The organism is Actinomadura scrupuli, assembly GCF_050971785.1.
Taxonomy (GTDB): domain Bacteria; phylum Actinomycetota; class Actinomycetes; order Streptosporangiales; family Streptosporangiaceae; genus Actinomadura_E; species Actinomadura_E scrupuli.
The window spans coordinates 300087-323760 of record NZ_JBPCCU010000010.1; the positions used below are offsets into that span (position 1 = coordinate 300087).

The 23674-nt window shown below is 70.7% G+C and carries 18 protein-coding genes; 4 read left to right on the plus strand and 14 right to left on the minus strand.

Annotation, left to right across the window (positions count from 1 at the left end; translation table 11 throughout):
* Positions 1–27: 27 nt before the first annotated feature.
* The 5 genes from ACRYCC_RS35655 to ppdK all read right to left on the minus strand — a co-directional run bounded on the left by ACRYCC_RS35655 (position 28) and on the right by ppdK (position 6944).
* Positions 28–480 (minus strand): GtrA family protein, encoded by a 453-nt coding sequence (locus ACRYCC_RS35655; protein ID WP_433818350.1) that lies wholly within the window; start codon positions 478–480, stop codon positions 28–30.
* Positions 481–564: 84 nt separating this feature from the next.
* A complete protein-coding gene (locus ACRYCC_RS35660; RefSeq protein ID WP_433818351.1) occupies positions 565–1797 on the minus strand; it encodes an NAD(P)/FAD-dependent oxidoreductase in 1233 nt (410 codons plus the stop codon).
* A 125-nt stretch (positions 1798–1922) separates the two neighbouring features.
* Positions 1923–3176: a deoxyguanosinetriphosphate triphosphohydrolase gene (locus ACRYCC_RS35665; protein WP_433818352.1), complete on the minus strand. Its 1254-nt coding sequence runs from the start codon at positions 3174–3176 to the stop codon at positions 1923–1925.
* An 82-nt stretch (positions 3177–3258) separates the two neighbouring features.
* Positions 3259–3957, minus strand: a complete 699-nt coding sequence (locus ACRYCC_RS35670; protein ID WP_433818354.1) for a YdcF family protein — start codon at positions 3955–3957, stop codon at positions 3259–3261.
* Positions 3958–4253: 296 nt separating this feature from the next.
* Positions 4254–6944: a pyruvate, phosphate dikinase gene (gene ppdK / locus ACRYCC_RS35675; RefSeq protein ID WP_433818355.1), complete on the minus strand. Its 2691-nt coding sequence runs from the start codon at positions 6942–6944 to the stop codon at positions 4254–4256.
* Positions 6945–7167: 223 nt separating this feature from the next.
* Here ppdK and ACRYCC_RS35680 point away from each other — a divergent pair, with 223 nt between their 5' ends.
* Complete coding sequence (locus ACRYCC_RS35680; protein ID WP_433818356.1) at positions 7168–9054, plus strand: glycoside hydrolase family 15 protein; 1887 nt, start codon at positions 7168–7170, stop codon at positions 9052–9054.
* A 146-nt stretch (positions 9055–9200) separates the two neighbouring features.
* Here the strand turns inward: ACRYCC_RS35680 and ACRYCC_RS35685 are convergent, their stop codons facing one another.
* The 3 genes from ACRYCC_RS35685 to ACRYCC_RS35695 all read right to left on the minus strand — a co-directional run bounded on the left by ACRYCC_RS35685 (position 9201) and on the right by ACRYCC_RS35695 (position 12880).
* Positions 9201–10241, minus strand: a complete 1041-nt coding sequence (locus tag ACRYCC_RS35685; RefSeq protein ID WP_433818357.1) for an ABC transporter permease — start codon at positions 10239–10241, stop codon at positions 9201–9203.
* Positions 10238–11749, minus strand: a complete 1512-nt coding sequence (locus ACRYCC_RS35690; protein WP_433818358.1) for a sugar ABC transporter ATP-binding protein — start codon at positions 11747–11749, stop codon at positions 10238–10240. Before ACRYCC_RS35690 ends, ACRYCC_RS35685 begins: the two co-directional genes overlap by 4 nt.
* A 78-nt stretch (positions 11750–11827) precedes the next feature.
* Complete coding sequence (locus tag ACRYCC_RS35695; RefSeq protein WP_433818360.1) at positions 11828–12880, minus strand: substrate-binding domain-containing protein; 1053 nt, start codon at positions 12878–12880, stop codon at positions 11828–11830.
* Between the two features lie 243 nt (positions 12881–13123).
* On the opposite strand from ACRYCC_RS35695, the gene ACRYCC_RS35700 reads away from it, so the two are divergent.
* Both ACRYCC_RS35700 and galT read left to right on the plus strand, forming a co-directional pair.
* Positions 13124–13912: a DeoR/GlpR family DNA-binding transcription regulator gene (locus ACRYCC_RS35700; RefSeq protein WP_433818361.1), complete on the plus strand. Its 789-nt coding sequence runs from the start codon at positions 13124–13126 to the stop codon at positions 13910–13912.
* Complete coding sequence (gene galT, locus ACRYCC_RS35705) at positions 13909–14937, plus strand: galactose-1-phosphate uridylyltransferase (protein ID WP_433818362.1); 1029 nt, start codon at positions 13909–13911, stop codon at positions 14935–14937. Before ACRYCC_RS35700 ends, galT begins: the two co-directional genes overlap by 4 nt.
* Before the next feature lie 9 nt (positions 14938–14946).
* On the opposite strand, the gene secD is transcribed toward galT, so the two are convergent.
* A complete protein-coding gene (secD, locus tag ACRYCC_RS35710) occupies positions 14947–17223 on the minus strand; it encodes a protein translocase subunit SecD (protein WP_433818363.1) in 2277 nt (758 codons plus the stop codon).
* Between the two features lie 87 nt (positions 17224–17310).
* Positions 17311–17754 (minus strand): hypothetical protein, encoded by a 444-nt coding sequence (locus ACRYCC_RS35715; protein WP_433818365.1) that lies wholly within the window; start codon positions 17752–17754, stop codon positions 17311–17313.
* Between the two features lie 181 nt (positions 17755–17935).
* Here ACRYCC_RS35715 and ACRYCC_RS35720 point away from each other — a divergent pair, with 181 nt between their 5' ends.
* The gene (locus ACRYCC_RS35720) at positions 17936–18616 is read left to right on the plus strand and encodes a hypothetical protein (protein ID WP_433818367.1); all 681 of its coding nucleotides are present in this window, start codon (positions 17936–17938) and stop codon (positions 18614–18616) included.
* A gap of 276 nt (positions 18617–18892) precedes the next feature.
* Here the strand turns inward: ACRYCC_RS35720 and ACRYCC_RS35725 are convergent, their stop codons facing one another.
* The 4 genes from ACRYCC_RS35725 to ACRYCC_RS35740 form a co-directional block, all read right to left on the minus strand.
* Positions 18893–19087, minus strand: coding sequence for a hypothetical protein (locus tag ACRYCC_RS35725; protein ID WP_433818368.1), 195 nt, complete (start codon positions 19085–19087; stop codon positions 18893–18895).
* A 125-nt stretch (positions 19088–19212) separates the two neighbouring features.
* Positions 19213–20601 carry a glycine--tRNA ligase gene (locus ACRYCC_RS35730; protein WP_433818370.1) on the minus strand — a complete coding sequence of 463 codons (1389 nt, stop codon included), beginning with the start codon at positions 20599–20601 and terminating at the stop codon, positions 19213–19215.
* 266 nt (positions 20602–20867) lie between these two features.
* A complete protein-coding gene (locus ACRYCC_RS35735) occupies positions 20868–21962 on the minus strand; it encodes an alpha/beta hydrolase (RefSeq protein ID WP_433818371.1) in 1095 nt (364 codons plus the stop codon).
* A 240-nt stretch (positions 21963–22202) separates the two neighbouring features.
* Entirely contained in the window at positions 22203–23534 is a 1332-nt protein-coding gene (locus ACRYCC_RS35740; RefSeq protein ID WP_433818466.1) for a glycoside hydrolase domain-containing protein, read from the minus strand.
* Positions 23535–23674: the final 140 nt, after the last annotated feature.

Genomic DNA, 23674 nt, shown 5'->3' on the forward strand with positions numbered 1-23674 from the left:
TGGGCCGGTGTCGTGGCGGGTCTCCGCCTATGCGCTCACGGGCACGAAGATCCACTTCCGGTAGGACCAGTAGCGGAAGGCGGCGCCGAGCAGGGTCCCGGCCAGCATGGCGATGTTGTACGAGAGCGCGCCGTCGAGGTGGAGCGAGTAGGTCCGGAAGCCCATGCACAGCGTCTGGATGACCAGGCCGACGCCGTTGAGCGCGAAGAAGACGGCGATCTCGCGGTGTGAGCCGTCGCTGCAGCTGTCCTTGAACGTCCAGCGCCGGTTCAGCAGGTAGGAGACCAGGGTCGCGGTCATCGTGGGCAGCACCACGCCGATCAGCGGGCCGTCCCCCACCCAGTGCCGCATGAGGTTGGCGCCGACAAAAGTGATCAGTGTGCCGAGGGTTCCCACCATGCCGAACGTGACCAGTTCGCGGACGAAACCGGGGTAGGAGGGGGCGGCCGTGGCGGTACCGGCCTGATCAACGACGCTCACTCGACCAAACCATACCCGACCTGCATAAAGCACCCGTCAGGATCTGGCAAAGTCGATGATCCACTGAGCTCCGGCAGGCCCCGCTCAGAGCAGGTCGGTCAGCGGAACGCCCGGATCGGAGAGCCGGTCCCGGTCGATCGGCTTGCCCGAGCGGATCAGCGCCTGGACGTCGGGGGTGACGTCCCAGATGTTGACGTTCATCCCGGCGACGACCCTGCCCTCCGACAGCCAGAACGCGATGAACTCCAGCGCCTCGGTGTCGCCCCGGTAGACGACCTCGTCGTACTCACCCGGCACCACCAGCCCCGAGAACTCCATGCCGAGCTCGTACTGATCGGTGAAGAAGAACGGCACCCGGTCGTACCCGACGTCCTGGCCGAGCATCGAGCGGGCGGCCGCCGCCCCGCCGTTGAGGGCGTTGGCCCAGTGCTCGACCCGCAGATGGCGGCCGAACAGCGGGTGGTAGTGGCTGGCGACGTCGCCCGCGGCGTAGATGTAGGGGTCGGAGGTGCGCAGCGCGGCGTCCACGACGATGCCGTCGTCGACCTCGAGCCCGGCCCCCACGGCGAGCCCGGTGTTGGGCCGGACCCCGACGCCCACGACGACCACGTCCGCGGACAGCTCGGCCCCGGTGGTGGTCAGGACGGCGGACACCGACTCACCGGTGCCGCGGAGCTCGGCGACCCCGTCGCCGAGCCTGAACTCGACGCCGTGCCGGCGGTGCAGGCTCGCGAAGACCTCGCCGAGCTCGGGGCCGAGCGACCGGGACAGCGGCGTGGTCTCGGGCTCGATGATCACCACTTCGTTGCCGTACTCGCGGGCCGCCGCCGCGGCCTCCAGCCCGATCCAGCCGGCCCCGACGACCACGACCCGGCGGCCCCCCGCGGAGAGCGCCTCCCGCAGCCCGGCCGAGTCCTGGAGGGTACGGATGTAGCGGACGCCCTCCAGGTCGGCGCCGGGCGCCTCGAACCGGCGCGGCGAGGCACCTGTCGTCAGCAGCAACCTGTCATAGCGCACCGGATCTCCCGCGGCGAGCCGTACCTCGCGGGCGGAGCGGTCGATGCCGGTCGCCGTCACGCCCAGCCGCAGCTCGACCCCGTGCTGCCCGTACCAGCTCTCCTCGTGCACATAGGCCTTCTCGGCGGGCTCCCGGCCGAGCAGGAAGCCCTTGGTCAGGGGCGGCCGCTCGTAGGGGCGTTCGGACTCGGCGCCGATCAGGACCACGCGGCCGTCGAAACCCTCCGCGCGCAACGTCTCGGCGGCCTTGGCCCCGGCCAGACTCGCGCCGACGATGACATGGGTCTCCTCGCTGGACATACGGACCTCCCTGTGCGCCGCGTCACTCGGTCCTCCCCAACCTGGCAGCCAGAGTACCGATGGGGCAAGAGACCACCTCCTGTCACCGCGTGGCGACCGGGGGGCACGTCAGGGGCGAGCCGAGCTCACCCGGCGGTGCCGGCCGAGGTCAGCGCGGCGTGCCGGGCGAGGGCGGAGGTGTCGGTGAGCGAGGCGATCTGGTCGACCACCACCCGTAGCCGCGCGGGCTCGTCGGGGGCGGCGGCGTAGGCCGCGTGGAAGATCGGCTCCAGGGTGTCCGGTGCGCCCTTGACCAGCAGCTCGGCCAGCTCCAGGAGCAGCTCGCGCTGCCGGGCGCGGGTGACCTCGTGGCTGATCCAGACGTAGTGGGCGGTGACGGCCTTCAGCACGGAGCACTCCAGCCGGGTGGCCCGCGGGATGATCAGGTCGGCGTTGTGCCGGGTCAGCGGCCCGGGGCCGTAGGCGGCCCGGGTGGCGTCCTCGGCGGCCAGGCAGAACCGGCCGATCAGCCAGCTGGTGAGGTGCTTGAGCGCGGCCAGGGTCCGCGGCGTGCCGTCATAGCTCCGGGGCCAGAACGGCTGGGCCAGCAGCGCGGTGAAGCGCTCCTCCAGCTCCGCGATATCGGCGTCGCCCTGCGAGCCGTCCAGCGAGGCGCCGTACATCGTGGCCGCCGTCTCGCAGACCGCCCGCCGCTCGGCCGGGTCGGCGAGCTGCTCCAGCCGCACCGGCCCGGAGACCAGGGCGTCCTCGAGGTCGTGGACCGAGTAGGCGATGTCGTCGGCCCAGTCCATGACCTGTGCCTCGAACGACTGGCGGAGCCCCGTCACGCCCTCGCGGATCCAGGCGGCGGCCGGGGCGTCGTCGGCGTACACGCCGAACTTGCCGGTGCCCGCGGCGGAGCGCGGCCAGGGGTACTTCAGGGCCGCGTCCAGCGTGGCGCGGGTCAGGTTGAGGCCGACGCTGCGGCCGTCGGGCGCGAAGGACTTGGGCTCCAGGCGGGTCAGGATGCGCAGGCTCTGGGCGTTGCCCTCGAAGCCGCCGCAGCCCTCGGCGATGAGGTGCAGCGCCGCCTCCCCGTTGTGCCCGAACGGCGGATGCCCGATGTCGTGGGCCAGACAGGCGGTCTCGACCAGGTCGGGGTCACAGCCCAGCGACTTGCCGAGCTCGCGGCCGATCTGGCCGCACTCCAGGGAGTGGGTCAGCCGGGTCCGCAGGAAGTCGTCCGCCCCGGGGTCGGCCACCTGGGTCTTGGCCGCCAGCCGGCGCAGCGCGGAGCTGTGCAGCACCCTGGCCCGGTCGCGTTCGAAGGCGGTGCGGTCACGTCGTTTGGCAGACTCCGGCGCCCAGCGCTCGCGGTCGTGCTGCGAATAGCCCTTCATTTGAACCGAGCATAGAACGCGTACGTGACGATCCGGTCAGCGCCGGATGTCGCCGCCGGAACCGGACGCGGGCGCCGCGGGGTCACTGCTCGCCGTAGATCCGGCCGAGGGTGCGATACCACAGCAGCCCCCCGGTCTCCCGGACGATGTAGTGGAACTGGGTGTCGCGGGTCTGCACGCTGGGACCGCTGTGCGTCGGGGAGGCGGCCGCCTTGATGCCGTTGTCGCCCGCCATGGTCTTGGAGCGCAGACTGTGCCAGGGGTCGGTGACGATGACGCCCGAGTGCCAGCCGAGCCTGCGGTAGACCTTGCCGATGGCCTCCATCGACTGCAGGGTGTCCTTGCCCACGGGCACCGAGACGACCTTGTCCGCCGGCACCCGGCCCTTCTCGATCAGCCAGTTGCGCCCGGCCGCGGCCTCGGTGAACCTGTCTCCGGGCTGCTTGCTGCCCACGGTCACGATGGCCGGGGCGACCTTGTCGCGGTAGAGGTCCAGGGCGTGCTGGAGCCGTGCCCGGAGCGTCGGCGAGGGTACGCCGTTGTACTGCGCGGCCCCGAGCACGATGATCGCGTCGGAGCGGGGGCGCTCGTCCTGGCGGGCCTGGTACCAGACCCGGGCGCCCAGCGCGAGCGGCGTGAGCACCACGATCGCGATCAGGCACAGGACCGTCCGCACGGTCCACACCCACCAGCGCCGGGGTCGGCGGCGCGCGGGCTCCGGCGTGGCGGGCTCGTCATGGATGGCCGGCTCGTCCGGCGCGAAGGACTCAGGCAATTCCACTTCCACGGTCATTCGGCTTCTGGGGGCGGAGACCCTCGCCGGTCAGGCGAGAGAGAGGTACCCCTTACCTCCTTTCTCACTCTTGAGCATGATCCCGTCACGATCGGTGTCAAGGACCCGGCGGGGTGGTGTGCCGTGTGGCCGGGCCACACCGCCGGGGAGAGGAGAGGTCGCTCCTCACGTTACGTGAGACGGCACCGGGAGCGGAGAAGGTTCACGCTTATGGCCATTGGTCGTGAAGCAGACCGACGGAGCGGACGTCACAGGACGCCCGCTCCGTCAGATCCCTCCCATGCCTACCGGCCGTCGCCCTCCGTGCCGAGAGCCGCCCGGGCCGCCTCCAGGCGGGCCACCGGGATCCGGAACGGCGAACAGGACACGTAGTCCAGCCCGACCTCGTGGAAGAAGTGCACCGATTCCGGGTCACCGCCGTGCTCACCGCAGATGCCCAGCTTGATGTCCGGCCGGGTGCCGCGGCCCTCGTCGACGGCGATCCGGACCAGCCGGCCGACGCCCTCCCGGTCGAGGGTCTCGAACGGCGAGACGCCGAAGATGCCCAGTTCCAGGTAGCGGCTGAAGAACGCCGCCTCGACGTCGTCGCGGGAGAAGCCCCACGTGGTCTGGGTGAGGTCGTTGGTGCCGAAGGAGAAGAACTCGGCCGCCTCGGCGATCTGGCCCGCGGTGAGCGCGGCCCGGGGCAGCTCGATCATGGTGCCGATCAGGGTGCGCACCTCCACTCCGGTCGACCGCTCGACCTCGGCCAGCACCCCCTCGGCCTCCTCGCGGGCCGCCTCGAGCTCCTGGACCGCACCGACCAGCGGGATCATGACCTCCGGGCGGGGGTCCCCGCCGGCGGCCCTGCGCTCGGCCGCCGCCTCTGCGATCGCTCTAACTTGCATCGCAAACAGGCCAGGAATCACCAAACCCAGGCGCACACCCCGCAGCCCGAGCATAGGGTTCTGTTCGTGAAGCCTGCGGACGGCTTCGAGAAGTCTGGTGTCCCTGAGGTCAGCACCGTTCGGCGTCGCCTTCGCCAGAGCCACCTTGACCGACAGCTCCGTCAGGTCGGGGAGGAACTCGTGCAGCGGCGGGTCGATCAGCCGGATCGTCACCGGCAGGCCGTCCATCGCCTCCAGGATGCCGAGGAAGTCCTGCTTCTGCAGGGGCGCCAGGGCGTCGAGCGCCGCCTGGCGGTCCTGCGGGCCCTCGGCCAGGACCAGGTTCTCGACCAGTTGCCGGCGGTCGCCCAGGAACATGTGCTCGGTGCGGCACAGCCCGATCCCCTGGGCCCCGAACCGGCGGGCGCGGGCCGAGTCCTCGGGGTTGTCGGCGTTGGCCCGCACGAGCAGCCGGCGCAGCCCGTCCGCGTGGGACATGACGCGGTGCACCGCCCGGACGAGCTCGTCGCCGTCCTCCGGCGCCAGGGTGCCCTCGAAGTAGTCCACGACGGAGGAGTTCACCACGGGCACCTCCCCGAGGTAGACCGCGCCGGAGGTCCCGTCGATGGAGATGACGTCGCCTTCCTCGATCACCAGGCCGTCGGGGCCGGTGACCCGGCCCGCCTTGACGTCGACGTCGAGTTCCTCGGCGCCGCAGACGCAGGTCTTGCCCATGCCGCGGGCGACGACGGCGGCGTGCGAGGTCTTGCCGCCCCGGGAGGTCAGCACGCCCTGGGCGGCGATCATGCCGGTCAGGTCGTCCGGGTTGGTCTCCCGGCGCACCAGGATGACCTGGTCGCCCTGCTCGACGGCGCGCACCGCGGCCTCCGAGGTGAACACCACCTTGCCCACGGCCGCGCCGGGCGAGGCGTTCATGCCCTTGGCGATCTTGCGGGCGGAGGCCGACTCGTCGAACCGCGGGAACATCAGCTGCGCGAGCTGGTCGCCGGTGACCCGGCGCACGGCCTCGTCGAGGTCGATGAGCCCCTGGTCGACGAGCTGGACGGCGATGCGGAACGCCGCGCCGGCGGTCCGCTTGCCCACCCGGGTCTGCAGCATCCACAGCTTGCCGCGCTCGACGGTGAACTCGATGTCGCAGAGGTCGTGGTAGTGGCTCTCCAGCGTCTGCATGATCGACAGAAGCTCGTCGTAGGCGGGCTTGTCGATGCCCTCCAGATCGGCGAGGGGGACCGTGTTGCGGATACCGGCGACGACGTCCTCCCCCTGGGCGTTCTGCAGGTAGTCGCCGTAGATGCCCTGGTTTCCCGAGGCCGGATCGCGGGTGAACGCCACCCCGGTGCCCGAGTCCATGCCCATGTTGCCGAACACCATGGAGCAGATGTTGACGGCCGTGCCCAGATCGGCGGGGATGCGCTCCTGCCTGCGGTAGAGGATGGCCCGCGGGGCGTTCCACGAGTCGAACACCGCGTTGATGGCCAGCGTCATCTGCTCGCGCGGGTCGGTGGGGAACTCCCGGCCGGCGTGCTCGCGGACGATGCCCTTGTAGGTCTCGACCAGCGCCTGGAGGTCCTCGGCCGTGAGGGCCAGGTCGTCGTCGATGCCGTGGGTCCGCTTGAGCCGGTCCAGGGCGTCCTCGAACAGGTCGCCGTCGACGTCCAGCACGGTCTTGCCGAACATCTGGATCAGCCGCCGGTAGGAGTCCCAGGCGAAGCGCTCGTTGCCGGACTGCTTGGCCAGCCCGAGCACGGACTCGTCGTTGAGACCCACGTTGAGGACCGTCTCCATCATGCCCGGCATGGAGAACTTGGCGCCGGAGCGGACGGAGACCAGCAGCGGGTCGTCGGGCTGCCCGAGGCGCTTGCCCATCTGGGCTTCGAGCGCCTCGAGGTTGCGGCCCATCTCCTGCTCGAGACCTTCGGGGAGGCTCCCATGCGCAAGGTAGTGGCGGCAGGCCTCCGTTGTGATCGTGAACCCTGGAGGCACCGGCAGGCCGAGGTTGGTCATCTCGGCCAGGTTGGCGCCTTTGCCACCCAGCAGGTCCTTGAGGTCCTTGTTTCCCTCTGTGAAGCCATATACGAACTTCGGCACGAGGAGCTCCTTTTCGCTCCGGTTCCACCCTTGGGGCGGGACTGTACCCGTCAAGTCGGCCATCGTTCGTCGCCCCGTTACCCACCGTACGTTTCCGCAGGTCAACCCGGGCAAAGTGGTCTATTCCAATATGGACATTCCAGACACATTGCCGCGGAAACATGGACGACGGATGTCATACCCAACATGATCGGGGGCATTGATGTACAAAGGAGGAGATGCAGTGAGGCCACTCGTCACCGGCGGTACCACGGGCGAACCTTTCGCCCCCATCGCCGACTACGGCTTCCTGTCGGACTGCGAGACCACCGCGCTGGTGGCGCCGAGCGGCAACATCGAGTGGATGTGCCTGCCCCGGATGGACTCACCCAGCGTGTTCGGCTCCATCCTGGACCGGGACGCCGGATACTTCCGCGTGGGCCCCGCGGGGGTGGAGGTGCCGGCGGCGCAGCGCTACATCCCGGGCACCATGGTCATGGAGACCACGTGGTGGACGCACGGGGGCTGGCTGGTGGTGACCGACACGCTGGTGATGGGGCCGTGGCACCACGAGAACGAGCGGTCCCAGACGACCCGTCGGGCGCCGACCGACTATGACGCCGACCACGTGCTGCTGCGGATCGTACGCTGCGTCAACGGCCAGGTGCAGGTGCGGCTGGACTGCATGCCCGTCTTCGACTACGGCCGTAAGCCCGCCCGCTGGGAGTACGCCGGTTCCGGCTACCACGAGGCGGTCTCGCAGGGCAACGGCATCGACCTGCGGCTGACCACGGACATGAACGTGGGGTTCGAGGGCTCGCTGGCCACCGCCCGCACCCTGCTCAAGGAGGGCGAGTCGCGGTTCGCGGCGCTGTCCTGGAGCAAGCACGCCGCGCCCCGCACCTACCCGGAGGCCCAGGAGCGGCTGATCTGGACCGTGCACCACTGGCAGCACTGGCTGGACCGAGGTGATTTTCCGGACCATCCGTGGCGCAGCCATCTGCAGCGCAGCGCGCTGACCCTCAAGGGCCTGACGTACGCCCCGACGGGCGCGGTGGCCGCCGCGGCGACGACCTCGCTGCCGGAGTGCCCGGGCGGCGACCGCAACTGGGACTACCGCTACACCTGGATCCGCGACTCGACGATGGCGCTGTGGGCCTTCTACACCCTGGGCTACGACTGGGAGGCCAACGACTTCTTCTACTTCATCACCGACATCGCCGAGGCCGCCAACGGCCGGCTGCAGATCATGTACGGGGTGGACGGGCGGGCGGAGCTCCCCGAGCAGACGCTGGACCACCTGACCGGCTACAACGGCGCCCGGCCGGTGCGCATCGGCAACGACGCCTACAAGCAGACCCAGCATGACGTGTGGGGCGCCATCATCGGCTCGATCTACCTGTTCGTGCGCAAGCGGGACCGGCTCGACGACCGGCTGTGGAAGATCGTCGTCAAGCAGGTCGAGGACGCCCTGGCCGCCTGGCGCACCCCGGACTGCGGCATGTGGGAGGTCCGCGGCGCTCCCCAGCACTTCACCTCCTCGAAGGTGTTCTGCTGGGTGGCGGCCGACCGCGGCGCCCGGCTGGCCCGCATCCGCGGCGACAATGAGCGGGCGACCCGGTGGCAGGCCGCGGCCGACGAGATCCACGCCGATGTGCTGGAGCACGCGCTGGACGAGCGCGGGGTCTTCGTCGCCTACTACGGCGCGACGGCGCTGGACGCCTCGGTGCTGCTCATCCCGCTGCTGGGATTCCTGCCGTCGGACGACAAGCGGGTCCGCGAGACGGTGCTGGCCATCGCCACCGAGCTCACCGAGGACGACCTGGTGCTGCGGTACCGGGGGGCGGAGACCGACGACGGCTTCAGCTGCGAGGAGGGCACCTTCACCATCTGCTCGTTCTGGCTGGTGTCGTCCCTGGTACTCATCGGCGAGCTGGAACGAGCCAAGAGCCTGTGCGAGAAGCTGCTGTCCTACGCCAGCCAGCTCCAGCTGTACGCCGAGGAGATCGACCCGCACAGCGGCCGCCATCTCGGCAACTTCCCGCAGGCCTTCACCCACCTGGCCCTGATCAACGCGGTCATGCAGGTGATCGGCGCCGAACGCGGCATCCACCAGAGCCCCTTCGCCTGACCGGACCCTGACGCCGACCCTGCCCGTGACCTCTCCCACCCCCCGCACGCTCCGTGATCATGCAATCGTTCGTCGAACGATTGCATGATCACGGAGGAGATGGGGCGGGCGCGAGTACGGGGAGGCGGGGCCGGGGTGGGGGTGGCTCAGGTGGGGAGGCCGACGGCGCGCTCGCCGCTGCGGCGCTGCTGGATGACGACCGCGATGACGAGCAGGGCGCCCTGGGCGACGTTCTGCCAGAAGGTGTTGACGCCGACCACGTCGAGGCCGTTGCCCAGGGCACCGAGCAGGACCACCGCCAGCAGGGTGCCGCCGACCCCGCCCTTGCCGCCCTTGAGCGCGCAGCCGCCCAGGGCGGCGGCGGTGATGGCCTTGAGCTCGAGCCCCTCGCTGCCGGAGGTGGGCTGGCCGGAGCCGGTGAAGGCGGTCAGGATGATGCCGGCGACCGCGGCGACGACCCCGGCCAGCCCGTACACCGCGATCAGGTACTTGTTGATGTCGATGCCGGCGAGCCGGGCGGCGGTGTCGTTGCCGCCGATGGCGTAGATGTTGCGGCCGATGTCGGTGTACTTGAGCAGCACGTGCACCGCGAGCGCGACCACAAGCATGATCCACACCATCGTGGGGATCCCGGCGATCTTGCCGCGTGAGATGAAGACGAACAGGTCGTCGCCGAGCACGTAGCCCTGGGCCCGGCCACCGGAGATGAGCTGGGCCAGCCCCTTGTAGGCCGCCAGCGTGGCGAGGGTGGCGATGACCGGGTTGACCCGGCCGTAGACGATGATCACACCGTTGACGATGCCGAGCACCGCGCCCATCCCCAGCGCCGCCGCGATGCCGGCGTAGGGGTTGCCGCCCGCCGAGGTGAACGCCATGGCGCTGACCACCGAGGCGACGCCGGCCGCGGAGCCGACCGAGATGTCCAGCGCGCCACAGATGATGACGACCGTCTGCACCACGGCGAGCAGCCCGATGACCGTCACCGCCTGGCCGATCGCCTGGACGTTGGCCCAGCCCAGGTAGTCGGGCCGCAGGTAGCCGAAGATCGCGACGACCACGACGAGCGCCACCAGGAGGCTGAGGTTCTGCGGGCCGATCGAACCGATCAGACGGCGGGCGGTACCCGGTGCGCCGGGCTCGTCCGCCTTCTTGGCCGGCTGACGGGACGAGGCGGTCGTGGGGGTCATACGGATCCTCCGGACAGGGATGTGGTCAGGTCGTCGGCCATGGCCAGGGCGAGGACTCCCTCCTCCGAGGCGGCGGCGCGGTCCACCTCGCCGGTCACCCGGCCGTTCTGCATGACGACGATGCGGTCGGCGAGGCCGAGTACCTCGGGCAGCTCGGAGGAGATGACCACGATGGCGACCCCGGTCTCGGCCAGGCCGGCGATGATGTCGTAGATCTCGGCCTTGGCCCCGACGTCGATGCCGCGGGTCGGCTCGTCGAGGATGAGCACCTTGGGCGCCCGGGCGAGCCAGCGGGCCAGCACCACCTTCTGCTGGTTGCCGCCGGAGAGCTTGCCGACCTCGTGCTCGATCGAGGGGGTCCGCACCCGCAGCCGGTCGGTGAACTTCTGCACGACCCTGCGCTCCTCGGCCCGGCGGACGAACCGCAGCCGCCGGATGGAGCCGAGGATGGCCAGCGAGGTGTTGTCGCGCACCGATCGCTGCAGGAACAGCGCCTGTGCCTTGCGTTCCTCGGGGGCGTAGCCGATGCCGGCCCGGATGGCGTCGCGGGGGTGCCGGATCCGGACGGCCCTGCCGTCCACCCGCACCTCGCCGGACCGGATGGGCACGTCCCCGGCCAGCCCGGCCGCCAGCTCCGAACGTCCCGCGCCGACCAGGCCTGCCAGCGCGACGACCTCCCCGGCGCGCACGGTGAGGCTGATGTCGTGGACGTCGTCGGTGCTCACGCCGCGGACGTCGAGCACGACGCGATCGGTCGGCGCGTGCTCCCGGCCGAACATCGCCGACAGGTCGCGGCCCACCATCATCCGGACCACCTCGTTCTCGGTGGTCTCCGCCACCGGGCGGACCCCGACGAGCTCGCCGTCGCGCAGCACCGCGACCCGGTCCGCGAGCCGGAAGATCTCCTGCAGCCGGTGCGAGACGTAGACGACCGCGAGGCCGTCGTCGCGGAGCCGCCGGATGAGCCCGAACAGCGCCTCGGTCTCCTGCTCGCCCAGCGAGGAGGTCGGCTCGTCGAAGGCGATCACCCTGGCGTCGGTGGTCAGCGCCCGCAGGATCTCCACCAGCTGGCGCTGCGCCGCGCTCAGCTCGGAGCCGAGCGTGTCGGGGTGCAGCACCCGCTCGAAGCCCAGCCGCGCCAGGTCGGCGCGGACCCGTTCGCGCAGTCCCCCACGGTCGAGCCGGCGGCCCGTACGGCGGGGCAGCGCCCCCACGTAGACGTTCTCCGCCACCGACACGTGCGGGATGATCTCCGGTTCCTGTGCGATGACCCGGATGCCCTGGCGCCGCGCGTCGCCCGGGGAGTGCAGGGCGAGCTCCCGGCCGTCGAGCAGGACGCGCCCGGCCTCCGGGAGGTAGTCACCATCGATGATCTTGATCAGGGTGGACTTGCCCGCGCCGTTCTCTCCCATCAGCGCGGTCACCTCGCCGCCGGGAAAGTCCAGGGTCACGTCGCGCAGTGCCTGGACGCCGGCGAAGCCCTTGGTGATGTTCTCCACGCGCAGCATGGACGCCTCGCTTCCGGGGGGTGGGAGCGGCGGGCGGGCCCCTCGGGCCCGGCCCGCCGCGATCGGGCCGTCAGCGGGTCACGTGCACTTCAGTCCGGCCTGCACGTAGGTGTCCGGGCCGACCATGGTGGTCTTGGCGAACGCCTCGGGCGGGAACTCCTTGCCGCTCTTGAGCTTGTCGTACATGTTCTGCACCGCGAGTGCGCCGACCTCGGCGCCGTTGAGGTACAGCGAGGCCTTCACGCCGCTGGCCTTGCCGCCCTTCCAGACCTTGCAGGCCAGGTCGCCGTTGATGCCCACCCCGATGATGTTGTTCGCGGTGTAGCCGGCGTTCTCCAGCGCCCTCGCGCCGCCGGTGACGTTCTCGTCGTTACAGCCCCAGATGATCCAGTGCTTGACCGCCTTGTTGGCGGTGACCGTCGCGGCGACCTTGTTCTGCGCGTCGGGCGGGGTGTTGTCGGTGCCGACCTTGATCTCCTTGATGTCGGCGCCGCTGGACTCCTTGAAGGTCTTGGCGGCGGCGACGACCCGGTCGGTGCAGACCGTCACGTCCTGCTTCCACGCGGAGATGATGCGGGTGTCCTCCGGCTTCCAGCCCGCCTTCTTGTAGAGCTCGGCGGCCTTGTTGCCGACCTCGGTGCCCATCTGGGTGCCGCTGAAGCCGACCCGCGGCACGAGGTCACCCGGCCCGCACTTGGCGGGGTCGGTGCCGTTGACGCAGATCTGGTCGTCCGAGGCGAGCAGCTGCACTCCCGCCGTCTTGGTGAGCTGGGCGAGCTGCGGCCCCACGGCCGGGTCCGGTACGACCACGATGATGCCGTTGGCCTTCTGCCCGATCGCCGCCTGCGCCTCGCTGACCGTCTTGTTGGCGTCGTTGCCGAGGTTGACGACCTTGAGGTCGATGCCGAGCTGCTTGGCCTTGGCCTGCGCTCCCTCGGCCTCACCGATGAAGTAACTCTGATCGCCCTGCTTCTGCAGGTAGGCGATGGAGATCTTCCCCGACACCGTCTTGGCGGGGGCCGGGGCGGACGAGTCGTCCTTGCCGGACGAGCATCCGCTCGCGGCGAGGCTCACGGCGATCGCGACTCCGGCGGCCACGACGGCCCCCTTGTACCTATGTGCTCGGGCCATGACTGCGCTCCTTCGGGGTGGACTGGCGCTCGGTCCTGCATCCCCCGATGCATCCGGCGACTGCTCCCGGATAGTTGATTATTCGTACCACTACCAACACATTCGAACAAGACTCAAGGCGATAACGACACTTACCCGGACAGGAACCGTCGCATATGGTCAGCATGCGGCCCCAGCTGTGCGACAATCTGTTGGAACATGTTTGATTGCCGGCACGGGGTGTCGGATCGGAGGAGTGAGGCGATGCTCGCCCAGCAACGGCAGCAGGCGATCCTGGACCTCGTGCGCCGGGACGGCGCCGTCCGGGTCGCCGAGCTGGTGCGCACCTTCGGCGTCTCCGACATGACGATCCGCCGCGACCTGGAGGTCCTCGCCGATCGCGGGCTGCTCGACAAGGTGCACGGCGGCGCCACCGCGCTCGCGCCGGGCTCCACCGAGGAGCCCGGCTTCGCCGCCAAGTCGGCCCGCCAGCAGGCCGAGAAGGAGGCGATCGCGCGGCACGCCGCCGCCCTGGTGCAGCCCGGCACCGCGATCGCACTGTCCGCGGGCACCACGACCTGGGCGCTCGCCCACCACCTCACCGAGATCCCGGAGCTCACCGTCGTCACCAACTCACTTCCGGTCGCCGAGGTCTTCCACCGGTCGGTGCGCAGCGACCAGACCATCGTGCTCACCGGCGGCGTCCGGACTCCCTCGGACGCGCTGGTCGGGCCGGTCGCGGTCGGCGCCATCCGCTCGCTCAACGTCGATCTGCTGCTGCTGGGGGTGCACGGCATGAGCACCCACGCGGGCTTCACGACGCCCAACCTGCTCGAGGCGGAGACCGACCGGGCCCTGGTCACCGCCGCCCGGCAGCTGATCGTGCTGGCCGACCACACCAAGTGGGGCGTCATCGGCATCAGCACGATCGCCCAGCTCAGGGACGCGCACGTGCTCATCAGCGACTCCGGCATGGACGCCGCCACCCGCGACGTCCTGGACGGCCACGTCGGCGAGCTCGTCATCGCGGAGCCCATGGCGGCCACGCCGTGAAGCGCACCGCCATCCACCTCGCCGACGGCCGCGAGCTGATCTACTTCGACCGGCACGAGGACACGGACCGGTCCGCCGCCGACCGCCGCGACCTGCCCGGCCGGGCGGCGGCCTCCGAGCTGCGGCACGACCCGCTGCTCGACGAGTGGGTGGCGATCGCCGCCCACCGGCAGGATCGCACGTTCCTGCCGCCGGACAAGGAGTGCCCGCTGTGCCCCTCGACCCCGGACCGGGCCACCGAGATCCCCGCGGCCGACTACGAGGTGGTGGTCTTCGAGAACCGCTTCCCCTCGTTCGGTGACGGCGCCGGCCGCTGCGAGGTCGTGTGCTTCACCTCCGACCACGACTCCTCGTTCGCCGCGCTGCGACCCGAGCAGGTGCGGACGGTGATCGACGCGTGGGCCGACCGCACCGCGGAGCTCTCCGCGCTGCCCGGGGTACGGCAGGTGTTCTGCTTCGAGAACCGGGGCGAGGAGATCGGGGTGACGCTGGGCCATCCGCACGGCCAGATCTACGCCTACCCCTTCGTCCCGCCGCGTACCCGGCAGATGCTCTCGGTGGCCGCACGGCACCGCGCCGAGACCGGGCGTGACCTGTTCGCCGACGTGCTGGCCGCCGAGCGGGAGGCGGCCGTACGGGTCGTCGCGGCCAACGATTCGTGGACGGCGTTCGTCCCCGTCGCCGCGCGCTGGCCCTTCGAGGTGCATCTGTTCCCGCACCGCAAGATCCCCGACATCCCGGCGCTGTCCCCGGCCGAGCGCGCGGACTTCGGCAGCCTGTACATCGATGTGCTCGGCCGCCTGGACCGCCTGTTCGGCGTCCCCATGCCCTACGTCTCCGCCTGGCACCAGGCCCCGGTGGGGGAAGGCCGCGAGCTGGCACAGCTGCACCTGCAGCTGTTCAGCAGCCGCCGCGCGCGGGGACGGCTCAAGTATCTCGCGGGCTCGGAGTCGGCCATGGGCGCCTTCGTCAACGACATCCGCCCCGAGGACGCCGCCCGCCTCCTGCGCGAGGCGGCGTCCTGAGGCGGCGCGTCAGACCACGGCTCCCGAGTCGCCGGGCGCGCGGCGCGGCCGGGCGCCGTGCCTGGCCGGCCGGGAGGCCGGCGTCTTGCTGAACGACTCCAGCCCGATCGCCAGCGGGGTCGCGGTGAACACGCTCGACCAGGTGCCGACCAGGATGCCCACCAGCAGGGCGACGGCGAAGTCGGTGAGCGACTCACCACCGAGGAACGCGAGCGCGGCCAGGATGAAGACCGCGCCGATGCCGGTGTTCACCGTCCGGGGCACGGTCTGCAGCGCCGCCCGGTTGGCGATCCGGGCGAACGGCACCTTCCGGTCCGCGGTCCACAGCTCCCGGATCCGGTCGAAGACGACCACCGAGTCGTTGACGGAATAGCCGATCACCGTGAGCAGCGCGGCGAGGAAGACCCCGTCGATGGGCCTGCCGAACCAGGCGAACACCCCGGTGACGATGAGCACGTCGTGCGCCATCGCCAGCACGGCCCCGGCACCGAAGGTCCACTTGAACCGGACGGCGAGATAGACCAGCTGAGCCAGCAGGGCGATGCCGAGGGCGATCAGCGCCTTGGTGCGGAGCTCGGCGCCGAGACTCGGGCCGATCAGCTCGTCGCGCTGCTTGGTCACCTGGCCCCCGTCGCGGGCCAGCGAGTCCCGGATGCGCTTCTCCTGCACGTTGGTCAGGTTCTCGGTCCGTACCGAGATGTCGTCCGTCCCGGAGGTCTGCACCACGGCACGCGGAAACCCGGCGTCGGCGACGGCCTGCCGGGCCGTGTCGGCGGACACCGTCCTGCTCGTCGAGTACTCCACCAGCCGGCCGCCGGTGAACTCCACCCCGAGGTTGAGGCCCCGGGTGGCGATCCCGGTGACCGCGAGCAGGACCGCCAGCCCGGAGATCGCCAGCCAGAGCCGGCGCCGCCGCATCAGGTCGGGCTCGCGCCGGTCCAGCCAGTCACGGACCCGCCCGGTGGCGCTGAGCCCGGTCAGCCGGGGGCGCCGGGTGATCAGCCGGCGGCCCACGGCCCACTCCGCCAGCACCCGGGTGACCAGCAGCGCCGACACCAGGGAGGCCATGACGCCGATGGACAGCGTGACGCCGAAGCCCCGCACCGGCCCGGAGGCGAGGAAGAACAGCAGCCCGCCGGCGAGCAGCGTCGTGATGTTGGAGTCCGCGATCGCCGACCACGCCTTGCCGAAGCCGGTGGTGAGGGCGCTGCGCACCCCACGGCCGGGGGCGGCGGCGTACTCCTCCCGGGCGCGTTCGAAGACCAGCACGTTGGCGTCGATCGCCATGCCGATCGCCAGCACGAACCCGGCCAGCCCGGGCAGGGTCAGCGTGGCGCCGAGCGCGACCAGGACCGCGTAGGAGATCAGCGCGTAGCCGGCGAGGGCGACCGCGGCGAGGGCACCGACCAGCCGGTAGACCACGACGATGAACATCGCGGTGAGCAGCACGCCGATCAGCGCGGCCTTGGCGCTGGCGTCGATCGCCGCCGCGCCGAGGGTCGGGCCGACCACCCGCTGCTCGATGATCTGCACCGGTACGGGCAGCGCGCCGCCCTGGATCAGCGCGGCCAGGTCCCTGGCCTCCTTGGGGCTGAACGAGCCGGTGATCTGGGTCGATCCGCCGCCCATGCCGACGCCGCAGGCGACCGACTCCACCACCTGCGGCGAGGAGATGACCTTGTCGTCCAGCACGATCGCCACCCGGCGGGCGTCGTCGCCCGGCTGCGCGCAGGCGGCCTTCGCCGTGACCTGCTGCCAGATCCTGCCGCCCTGGCCGCGGAAGTCCATGGTGACGAACCAGCCGCCGAGGTTCTGCTGGTCGAATCCCGCCTCGGCCTTGCCGATCTGCCCGCCGGTGAGCGCGGCCGGGCCGAGCCTGATCCGCCCGCCCTGCTCGTCGGCCAGGGCCTTCTCCCCCGGCGCCGGGCCCGCCGCGGCGGAGAGCACCGGATGCACCGTCAGCTGGGCGGTGCGCCCGATGACCTCGGCCGCTCGAGTGGGGTCCTGGACGTCGGGCAGCTCGACGATGATGCGCCGGTCACCGGACCGGGTGATCGAGGTCTCGGCGACCCCGAGCGCGTCGACGCGCCGGTGCAGGACGTCGGCGGCCCGGTCGGTGGTCTGACGGCCGGCCTTGACCGTCGGCGAATCCCGGGTCTCCAGCACGATCTGGGTGCCGCCGCGCAGGTCGAGACCGAGACGGGCGGGAGTGGTCAGGGCGAAGAACAGCGAGCCGGCCAGTACGGCGAACGCCAGAAGCGCCCGCACCATGGTGGCGCGAGACAAGGGGAACCTCCACGGGAGATGCCGCGGGCAGGCCGCGGCCCCGGCGGAGGGGGCGAGGCCGCCACTCCGCCGGATGGACAGGGAACGTCAGGAACCCGTGGAGGAGGGTGGTGCCCGGCCGTGGGGCGTCCCGGTGGCAGCGCCCGCCGGCACCACCTGGCCGGTGCCGCCGCGCCCGGTGGTGTGCCGCCCGGCGGAGGGCGCCGCGGCCGTGGAGAGCACGGCGGCCCCGGGGCCGTGGAGGCCCTGGGTCTGGGTGTGCCGCACGGACGTGGCGGCCGACTGCGCACCGGAGCCGTCGCGGCCCGCCGCGTCGCGGCTCGCCATCCTGACGACGCGGGCCGTACGGGCCCCGCTCTGCGCCGAGCCGGCGGCCAGCACCACCGGCCGCGGCGCGGATCCCGCACCGGCGGCTCCGGGCGCACCGGCGCCGGCGGGCAGCACGAACCCGAGCAGCCCGAGCAGGATCACCAGCAGCCGCGGGGCCGTCTTCGCCGCACCGGGAAGCGGTGGGCGCAGGTGGTCGTTCACACCCGGCCCTCCTGCCGACCCTCAGATCACAACGCCATCGAACGTCAATCTACTCGATCGGGCAACCGTCTCAGGGCTGGCACAATCCGGCCAATACTCGCCAGTAGCCAAGTCTTGCCCGCCAAATAAAGGTGAATTACTTTCACGGTGACCTGCCAGCAATCGGACAGAGGAGCCTCCGATGGCTAGAATCAGACAGATCGCTGTGGTGGGGGTCTCGTCCCTCGCCGCCCTCACGATGGTGGCCTCGACGGCCTCCGCCGCCACCACCACCATCCGCCGCGGGACCGCCACCGGCGCCGCCTACTCCGGCAACGTCCAGGCGTCCCTGCTGGGCACCGCGACCGTCTCGAGCTCGATCGGCAGCGGTAGCTGCAGCCAGTCGACCATGCTCGGCTCGATCGCCTCGAACGGCACCGGGCTGAGCATCAGCTCGGCGACCTTCACCGGCGCCGGCGGCGGCCCCTGCTCGGGCACCGTGAGCTCCACCATCACCGCGCAGAACCTGCCGTGGAGCGGCGGCAACGTGACCTTCACGTCCGCGGCCACCTCCGGCGTGCCGAACGCCAGCATCACCATCGCCAACTTCAGGGTCAAGGCCGTGGTGAACATCTTCGGCGGGATCACCTGCATCTTCGGCGGCAACCTGACCGCCAACGGCTACAACCCGAACAACTCCAGCCGGCCGAACGCGGCGGCCGAGGCCCAGGCCAACGTCAACGGCGCCACGGTCAACAAGATCAACAGCGGCAGCAGCATCCTGTGCCCGAGCACCGCCACGGTGACGGCCACCTACGCCCTGAAGGGCGAGACGACCGCGGGATCGGGCGTCTACAACCAGACGCTGTTCATCACCAGCTGACCGCTCAGGGCGTCCACCCCCGCCCTGAGCACTGAGTCACGGGCGGCTTCCCCCCACCCGAATTGGGGGGAAGCCGCCCCGCAGGACATGGCGACGATCACGGATCGCCGGCGCGAGTCAAGGGCACCAGCCCGTCCTCTGGTCACCCGGTCAGAGGGCGGTCAGCACCAGGACCGGCGGCAACATCACCTACGCGCCGGTCGCCGGAGGCCGCAACTTCACCCTCACGATCGCCAACTTCAAGATCAAGGCTGTCGCCCTCGGCCTCACCTGCAACTACAACAGCAACCTGACCGGTAACAGCTTCAACCCGGGCAACCCGGCCGCACCGGGCGGTTCGTCGGCCAGCACGAAGGTCTCGTTCAACACCACGGTCAGCAAGGCCGCCGGCAGCAGCCTCCTCTGCCCGGCCACCACCGCGCTCACCGCCGACTTCACGCTGACCGCGTCGGGCACGCCCGTGGTGGTCACCAGCTGACCGGCCGAACACGCGCCGGGCGCGCCGAGCCGCGCCGGGCCGCATGACAGGGGCCGCTTCCCCTCACCCGAATTGAGGGGAAGCGGCCCCACCAGCCTATTGGCCTCGGGACCAGAGGTCAGCAGCCGATCAGCTGGGCGGCCAGAAACGACTCGACCTGGCCGAGCGAGATGCGCTCCTGGCTCATCGAGTCGCGCTCGCGGATGGTCACCGCGTCGTCCTCGAGCGTGTCGAAGTCGACGGTGATGCAGAACGGCGTGCCGATCTCGTCCTGCCGGCGGTAGCGGCGGCCGATCGCGCCGGCGTCGTCGAAGTCGACGTTCCAGCTCCGGCGCAGTTGCGCGGCCAGGTCCTTGGCCTTCGGCGACAGGTCGGTGTTGCGCGACAGCGGCAGCACCGCGACCTTCACCGGCGCCAGCCGGTGGTCGAGCCGCATGACGGTGCGCTTCTCCAGCTTGCCCTTGGAGTTGGGCGCCTCGTCCTCGGCGTAGGCGTCCATCATGAACGTCAGCACGCAGCGGTCGACGCCCGCGGCCGGCTCGATGACGTAGGGGACGAAGCGCTCGTTGCGCTCCTGGTCGAAGAAGGACAGGTCGGTGCCCGAGGCCTTGCCGTGCACGGTCAGGTCGTAGTCGGTGCGGTTGGCGACGCCCTCCAGCTCGCCCCACTCCGAGCCGGTGAAACCGAAGCGGTACTCCACGTCGACGGTGCGCTTGGAGTAGTGCGACAGCTTCTCCTGGGGGTGCTCGAACAGCCGCAGGTTGTCCTTGCTGATGCCCATGTCGACGTACCACTGGAACCGGGTGTCGATCCAGTACTGGTGCCATTCCTCGTCGGTGCCGGGCTCGACGAAGAACTCCATCTCCATCTGCTCGAATTCCCGGGTGCGGAAGATGAAGTTGCCCGGGGTGATCTCGTTGCGGAACGACTTGCCGATCTGGCCGATGCCGAACGGGACCTTCTTGCGCGCCGACTGCTGCACGTTGAGGTAGTTGACGAAGATGCCCTGCGCGGTCTCCGGCCGGAGGTAGGCCAGGCCCGACTCGTCCTCGACCGGGCCGAGGTAGGTCTTGAGCAGCCCGTTGAACATCTTCGGCTCGGTGAAGGCGCCCTTGTTGCCGCAGTTGGGGCAGGCGATGTCCGCGAGGCCGCCCGCCGGGGGCCGGCCGTGCTTCTCCGCGTAGCCCTCCTCGAGGTGGTCGGCGCGGTAGCGCTTGTGGCAGGACTGGCACTCGGTGAGCGGATCGACGAAGGCGTTCACGTGGCCGCTGGTCTCCCAGACCTCGCGGGCCAGGATCACGCTGGAGTCCAGGCCCACGACGTCGTCGCGGCCCTGCACCATGGACTTCCACCACTGGCGCTTGACGTTGTTCTTCAGCTCGACGCCGAGCGGGCCGTAGTCCCAGGAGGCACGCAGCCCGCCGTAGATCTCACTCGACGGGTAGACCAGGCCCCGGCGCTTGGCGAGGCTGACGATCGTGTCCATCACGTCGGTACGTCGGGCCATGGTGGTTCTCCATCCGGCTGGCGGTCGGCGGGATTGTTCGTACGCCCCGTGGCGTACGGCATCAGTGATCCCCGGTGCTACGCCGGGGCGGCCACGATGATGGCCCGCCCCGCCGTCGAGCAGGTCACCAGCTTATTGCACCCTGAACGTGGGTGAGGGTAAGAGACGGTCCCGAGTACCCGGGGCGGCGAGGATGTCCAGGTCCGTGGTCGCGCACGGACCTGGGCACCCATCCTGATCTGCAGCTGCTCCCCGGAATCGATCAGCTAGTGGGAGTGCCCGGCGTGCGCGGGCCGGACGCCGTCGATCCACCGGTTCGCGTACGCGAACCACTGTGGCGCGGAGCGGTGCAGGTTGGTGTCGTGTCCGGAGTCGAACACGTAGGCGTTCAGGCGACCGGCCGACGTGAAGGCGGGAGCCTCCCGGTTCAGCACCGCACTCGCGGTGGCGCATGACAGACCGGGCAGGGCCTCATTGCACCCCAGCGCGTCCTGACGGCCGGTCACGATCAGCACCGGGACCTTGATGGCCTTGCTGTAGGTGAGATCCCTGCCCATGGCGAGTGTGGTGACCGAGCCTATGGTGCCGGTATCGGCACCGAGCCGCTCGTCACGCTCCATCACGGCCGGATCCACCCGGCTCGTCGCGTAGAACAGGCTGCGCGGCCTGACGGTGAGGTATCCGTCGGGCAGATGCGCGAAGCGAGACTCACTGTTGGCGGTGACGTAGTGCGCACGGAGATAGGTCACGAAGTTCACATCCGTGGCGTGCAGGAGATCGGCGAGGACCACTGCGCTCACATCGTGGTAGGTACCGGCCTCGACGATCCACGCGCCCGCGCCCATCGAATGCCCGACACCGACCACCCGGTCGAACCTGGCGTGGGCACGGCCGACCCGGCCGGCGCGGAGCTGGCCCACCAACTGGTGGAGCACATAGGCCTGGACCGGGAAGGTCACGAGCGCCGGGTCCGGGTGATCGGAGGCGCCGGTGCCGAGCTGATCGATGACGAAGGTGGTGTGGCCATTGGCGGTGGCGGCCCGGACGTAGTCCAGCCGGTCGTACCCGAGCCCCATCCAGTACAGATGGTTGTAGGTGAATCCGTGTACGAGGAACTGCACCTCACCGTTGCGGGGCTTCCGCGGACCGCACAGCCAGCCCGCCACCCGGTAAGTCGCGGTATCGGTCGAGGTCAGCCGCACTTTACTGATCGTGCGTTCGCACCCGTCACGACGCGCGATCAGGTCGGCCGACATCGGGTGCCCGGCGCGCGGCGCCTCGTGCGCCTGGGCCGCGACGGAAAGAAGGCCGACAGCCACCACCACCGCCAAGACGACGGCGATAGCCGATCTTTTCTTCATGTTGCTCCTTGATTCGCTCCGCATTCCAACGAAAGGGCGTGGATCAAGATGCAGTATGTGAGATAAGTCAGCCTTTCGCGGCAGATAGCCGGAATTAGTTGATCGCGATTCGCCCCGGCCGGTGAGCAAACTGGTTACCAGCCCGGCTCATACCGGTTCGTCACTGAATGGTGAGTGGTGCCCTTCGCATGTCTCTACGGCAGCGCCCGCGCACCCCGCACCGTGACCTGGAGCCGCGAGTCAGTACACCAGCCCGTCGACGACGTTGCTGTCGATGTTGAGGGTGTAGCCGCCGTGCCGCTCGTGGTGGCCGCCGCGGTACTGCTTGATCCGCCGGTGCGGCTGCCACCAGGACCGGCGCAGATAGCGGCCGCCCGCGGTCCGGGCCCGGCCGTCCCACCGCGCGAACCAGATCGCCTCGGGCTTGGTGATCCCGGTCGCCTCGCCGAGGGCCTGCACCCCCGAGCCCGCGCTGCCGTACACCCCGGAGACGTACCCCTTGCGCTGCAGCCGCCGGGTCCAGGAGTGCACGAACCTGAGCACCGCCCGCCGGCACCATCCCCGCTCGCTCGGGTAGGCCTCCATGTCGTAGTAGATCGGCTCCCCCCGCGGGATGCCCAGCGCCCTGGCCCGGTGGACGGCGTCGGTGGCGGCGGCGCCGCCCTTGCGGTCGGCGTTCTTCCCGGTGAACCGGTTGTGGTAGCCCGTGCAGGGCGCCTGCAGGCCCACGTAGGTCGGGATCAGCCGGTAGCCCATCCGGCGCACGTCGCGCACCCAGTCCCGGTTCAGGTTGGGCTGCGCGCAGCCGCGCGCGGCGCCGCCGATGTAGACGTTCGCCACCCGGTAGGCCCTCCGCCACGCGGCCATCGCCCCGCGCGAGGGAGCCGTGCAGGCGTCGAACCCCGGGCCGGTGGCCCACTCGCGCCGCCGCTCCCGGTCCCGCGCCGGCTGCCACTCGGGCCGGTACGGCACCGCGATCCGCATGCCGGACTCCGGCCGGGGGGCCTCCGGTGGCCGGAACGAGGGCAGCCTCCTGTGCACCCAGGGCCGGATCCGGGCACCTCGCATCAGGTCCGCCATCACCGCCCGGCCGGAGCCGTACGTCCCGGTCATCCGCACTCCGGCCGTGGGCAGCGCCACCCTGATCTCCTGGGCGGCCTCCTGTGCCGGGGTGGCCTCCGCCGGCACCGCGCCCTCGCGCGCCCCGGCCTCCGGCTCCGTGCCGTCCGGCAACTCGGCCTGCGGCACCCCGGCCTCCGGCTCGCCCGGCGCCGGCTCGGTGGCGGCTCGCGGCGGGCGCGCGCGGGACCCGGCCGGCTCGTCCAGCGGCTCGATCTGCAGGGTCTCGGTCCGGCCGGCCATCCGCGCGGGGCAGTCCTGGTCCGCGCCCGCCCGCCCAAGGTAGACCGCGTGCCGGTCGTACCGCACGCACTGGGAGGGCTGCTGGTCGAGCCGGTAGACCGGCCACTCCGCCGGGACGCTCACCCGTACTCCGCCGTACTCGACGATCCTGGTCCGCGGGCCGGTGTCCGTCATCGCCGCCACCGCCGTGCGCACCGCCCCCGCCGGCATCACGAACACGGTGGACACCACTGCCGCCAACCCCAGAAATCCGGCAAGAACGGTATGCGGCATCCCTACTCCCCACGGCTCTACGTCAAGATCGCAGGAAGTGGTTCCCGCTCACGCGGCGTTGCCACCGGCGGAGAGGA

What these genes read in the sequence shown, in the direction of transcription:
- ACRYCC_RS35665 (WP_433818352.1), bottom strand. Translation starts at nt 3,176, where the DNA reads ATGAAGGGCTATTCGCAGCACGACCGCGAGCGCTGGGCGCCGGAGTCT.
- ACRYCC_RS35730 (WP_433818370.1), bottom strand. Translation starts at nt 20,601, where the DNA reads ATGGCCCGACGTACCGACGTGATGGACACGATCGTCAGCCTCGCCAAG.
- ACRYCC_RS35695 (WP_433818360.1), bottom strand. Translation starts at nt 12,880, where the DNA reads ATGGCCCGAGCACATAGGTACAAGGGGGCCGTCGTGGCCGCCGGAGTC.
- ACRYCC_RS35740 (WP_433818466.1), bottom strand. Translation starts at nt 23,534, where the DNA reads ATGCCGGCGGGGGCGGTGCGCACGGCGGTGGCGGCGATGACGGACACC.
- ACRYCC_RS35735 (WP_433818371.1), bottom strand. Translation starts at nt 21,962, where the DNA reads ATGAAGAAAAGATCGGCTATCGCCGTCGTCTTGGCGGTGGTGGTGGCT.
- ACRYCC_RS35700 (WP_433818361.1), top strand. Translation starts at nt 13,124, where the DNA reads ATGCTCGCCCAGCAACGGCAGCAGGCGATCCTGGACCTCGTGCGCCGG.
- ACRYCC_RS35685 (WP_433818357.1), bottom strand. Translation starts at nt 10,241, where the DNA reads ATGACCCCCACGACCGCCTCGTCCCGTCAGCCGGCCAAGAAGGCGGAC.
- ACRYCC_RS35660 (WP_433818351.1), bottom strand. Translation starts at nt 1,797, where the DNA reads ATGTCCAGCGAGGAGACCCATGTCATCGTCGGCGCGAGTCTGGCCGGG.
- ACRYCC_RS35690 (WP_433818358.1), bottom strand. Translation starts at nt 11,749, where the DNA reads ATGCTGCGCGTGGAGAACATCACCAAGGGCTTCGCCGGCGTCCAGGCA.
- ACRYCC_RS35720 (WP_433818367.1), top strand. Translation starts at nt 17,936, where the DNA reads ATGGCTAGAATCAGACAGATCGCTGTGGTGGGGGTCTCGTCCCTCGCC.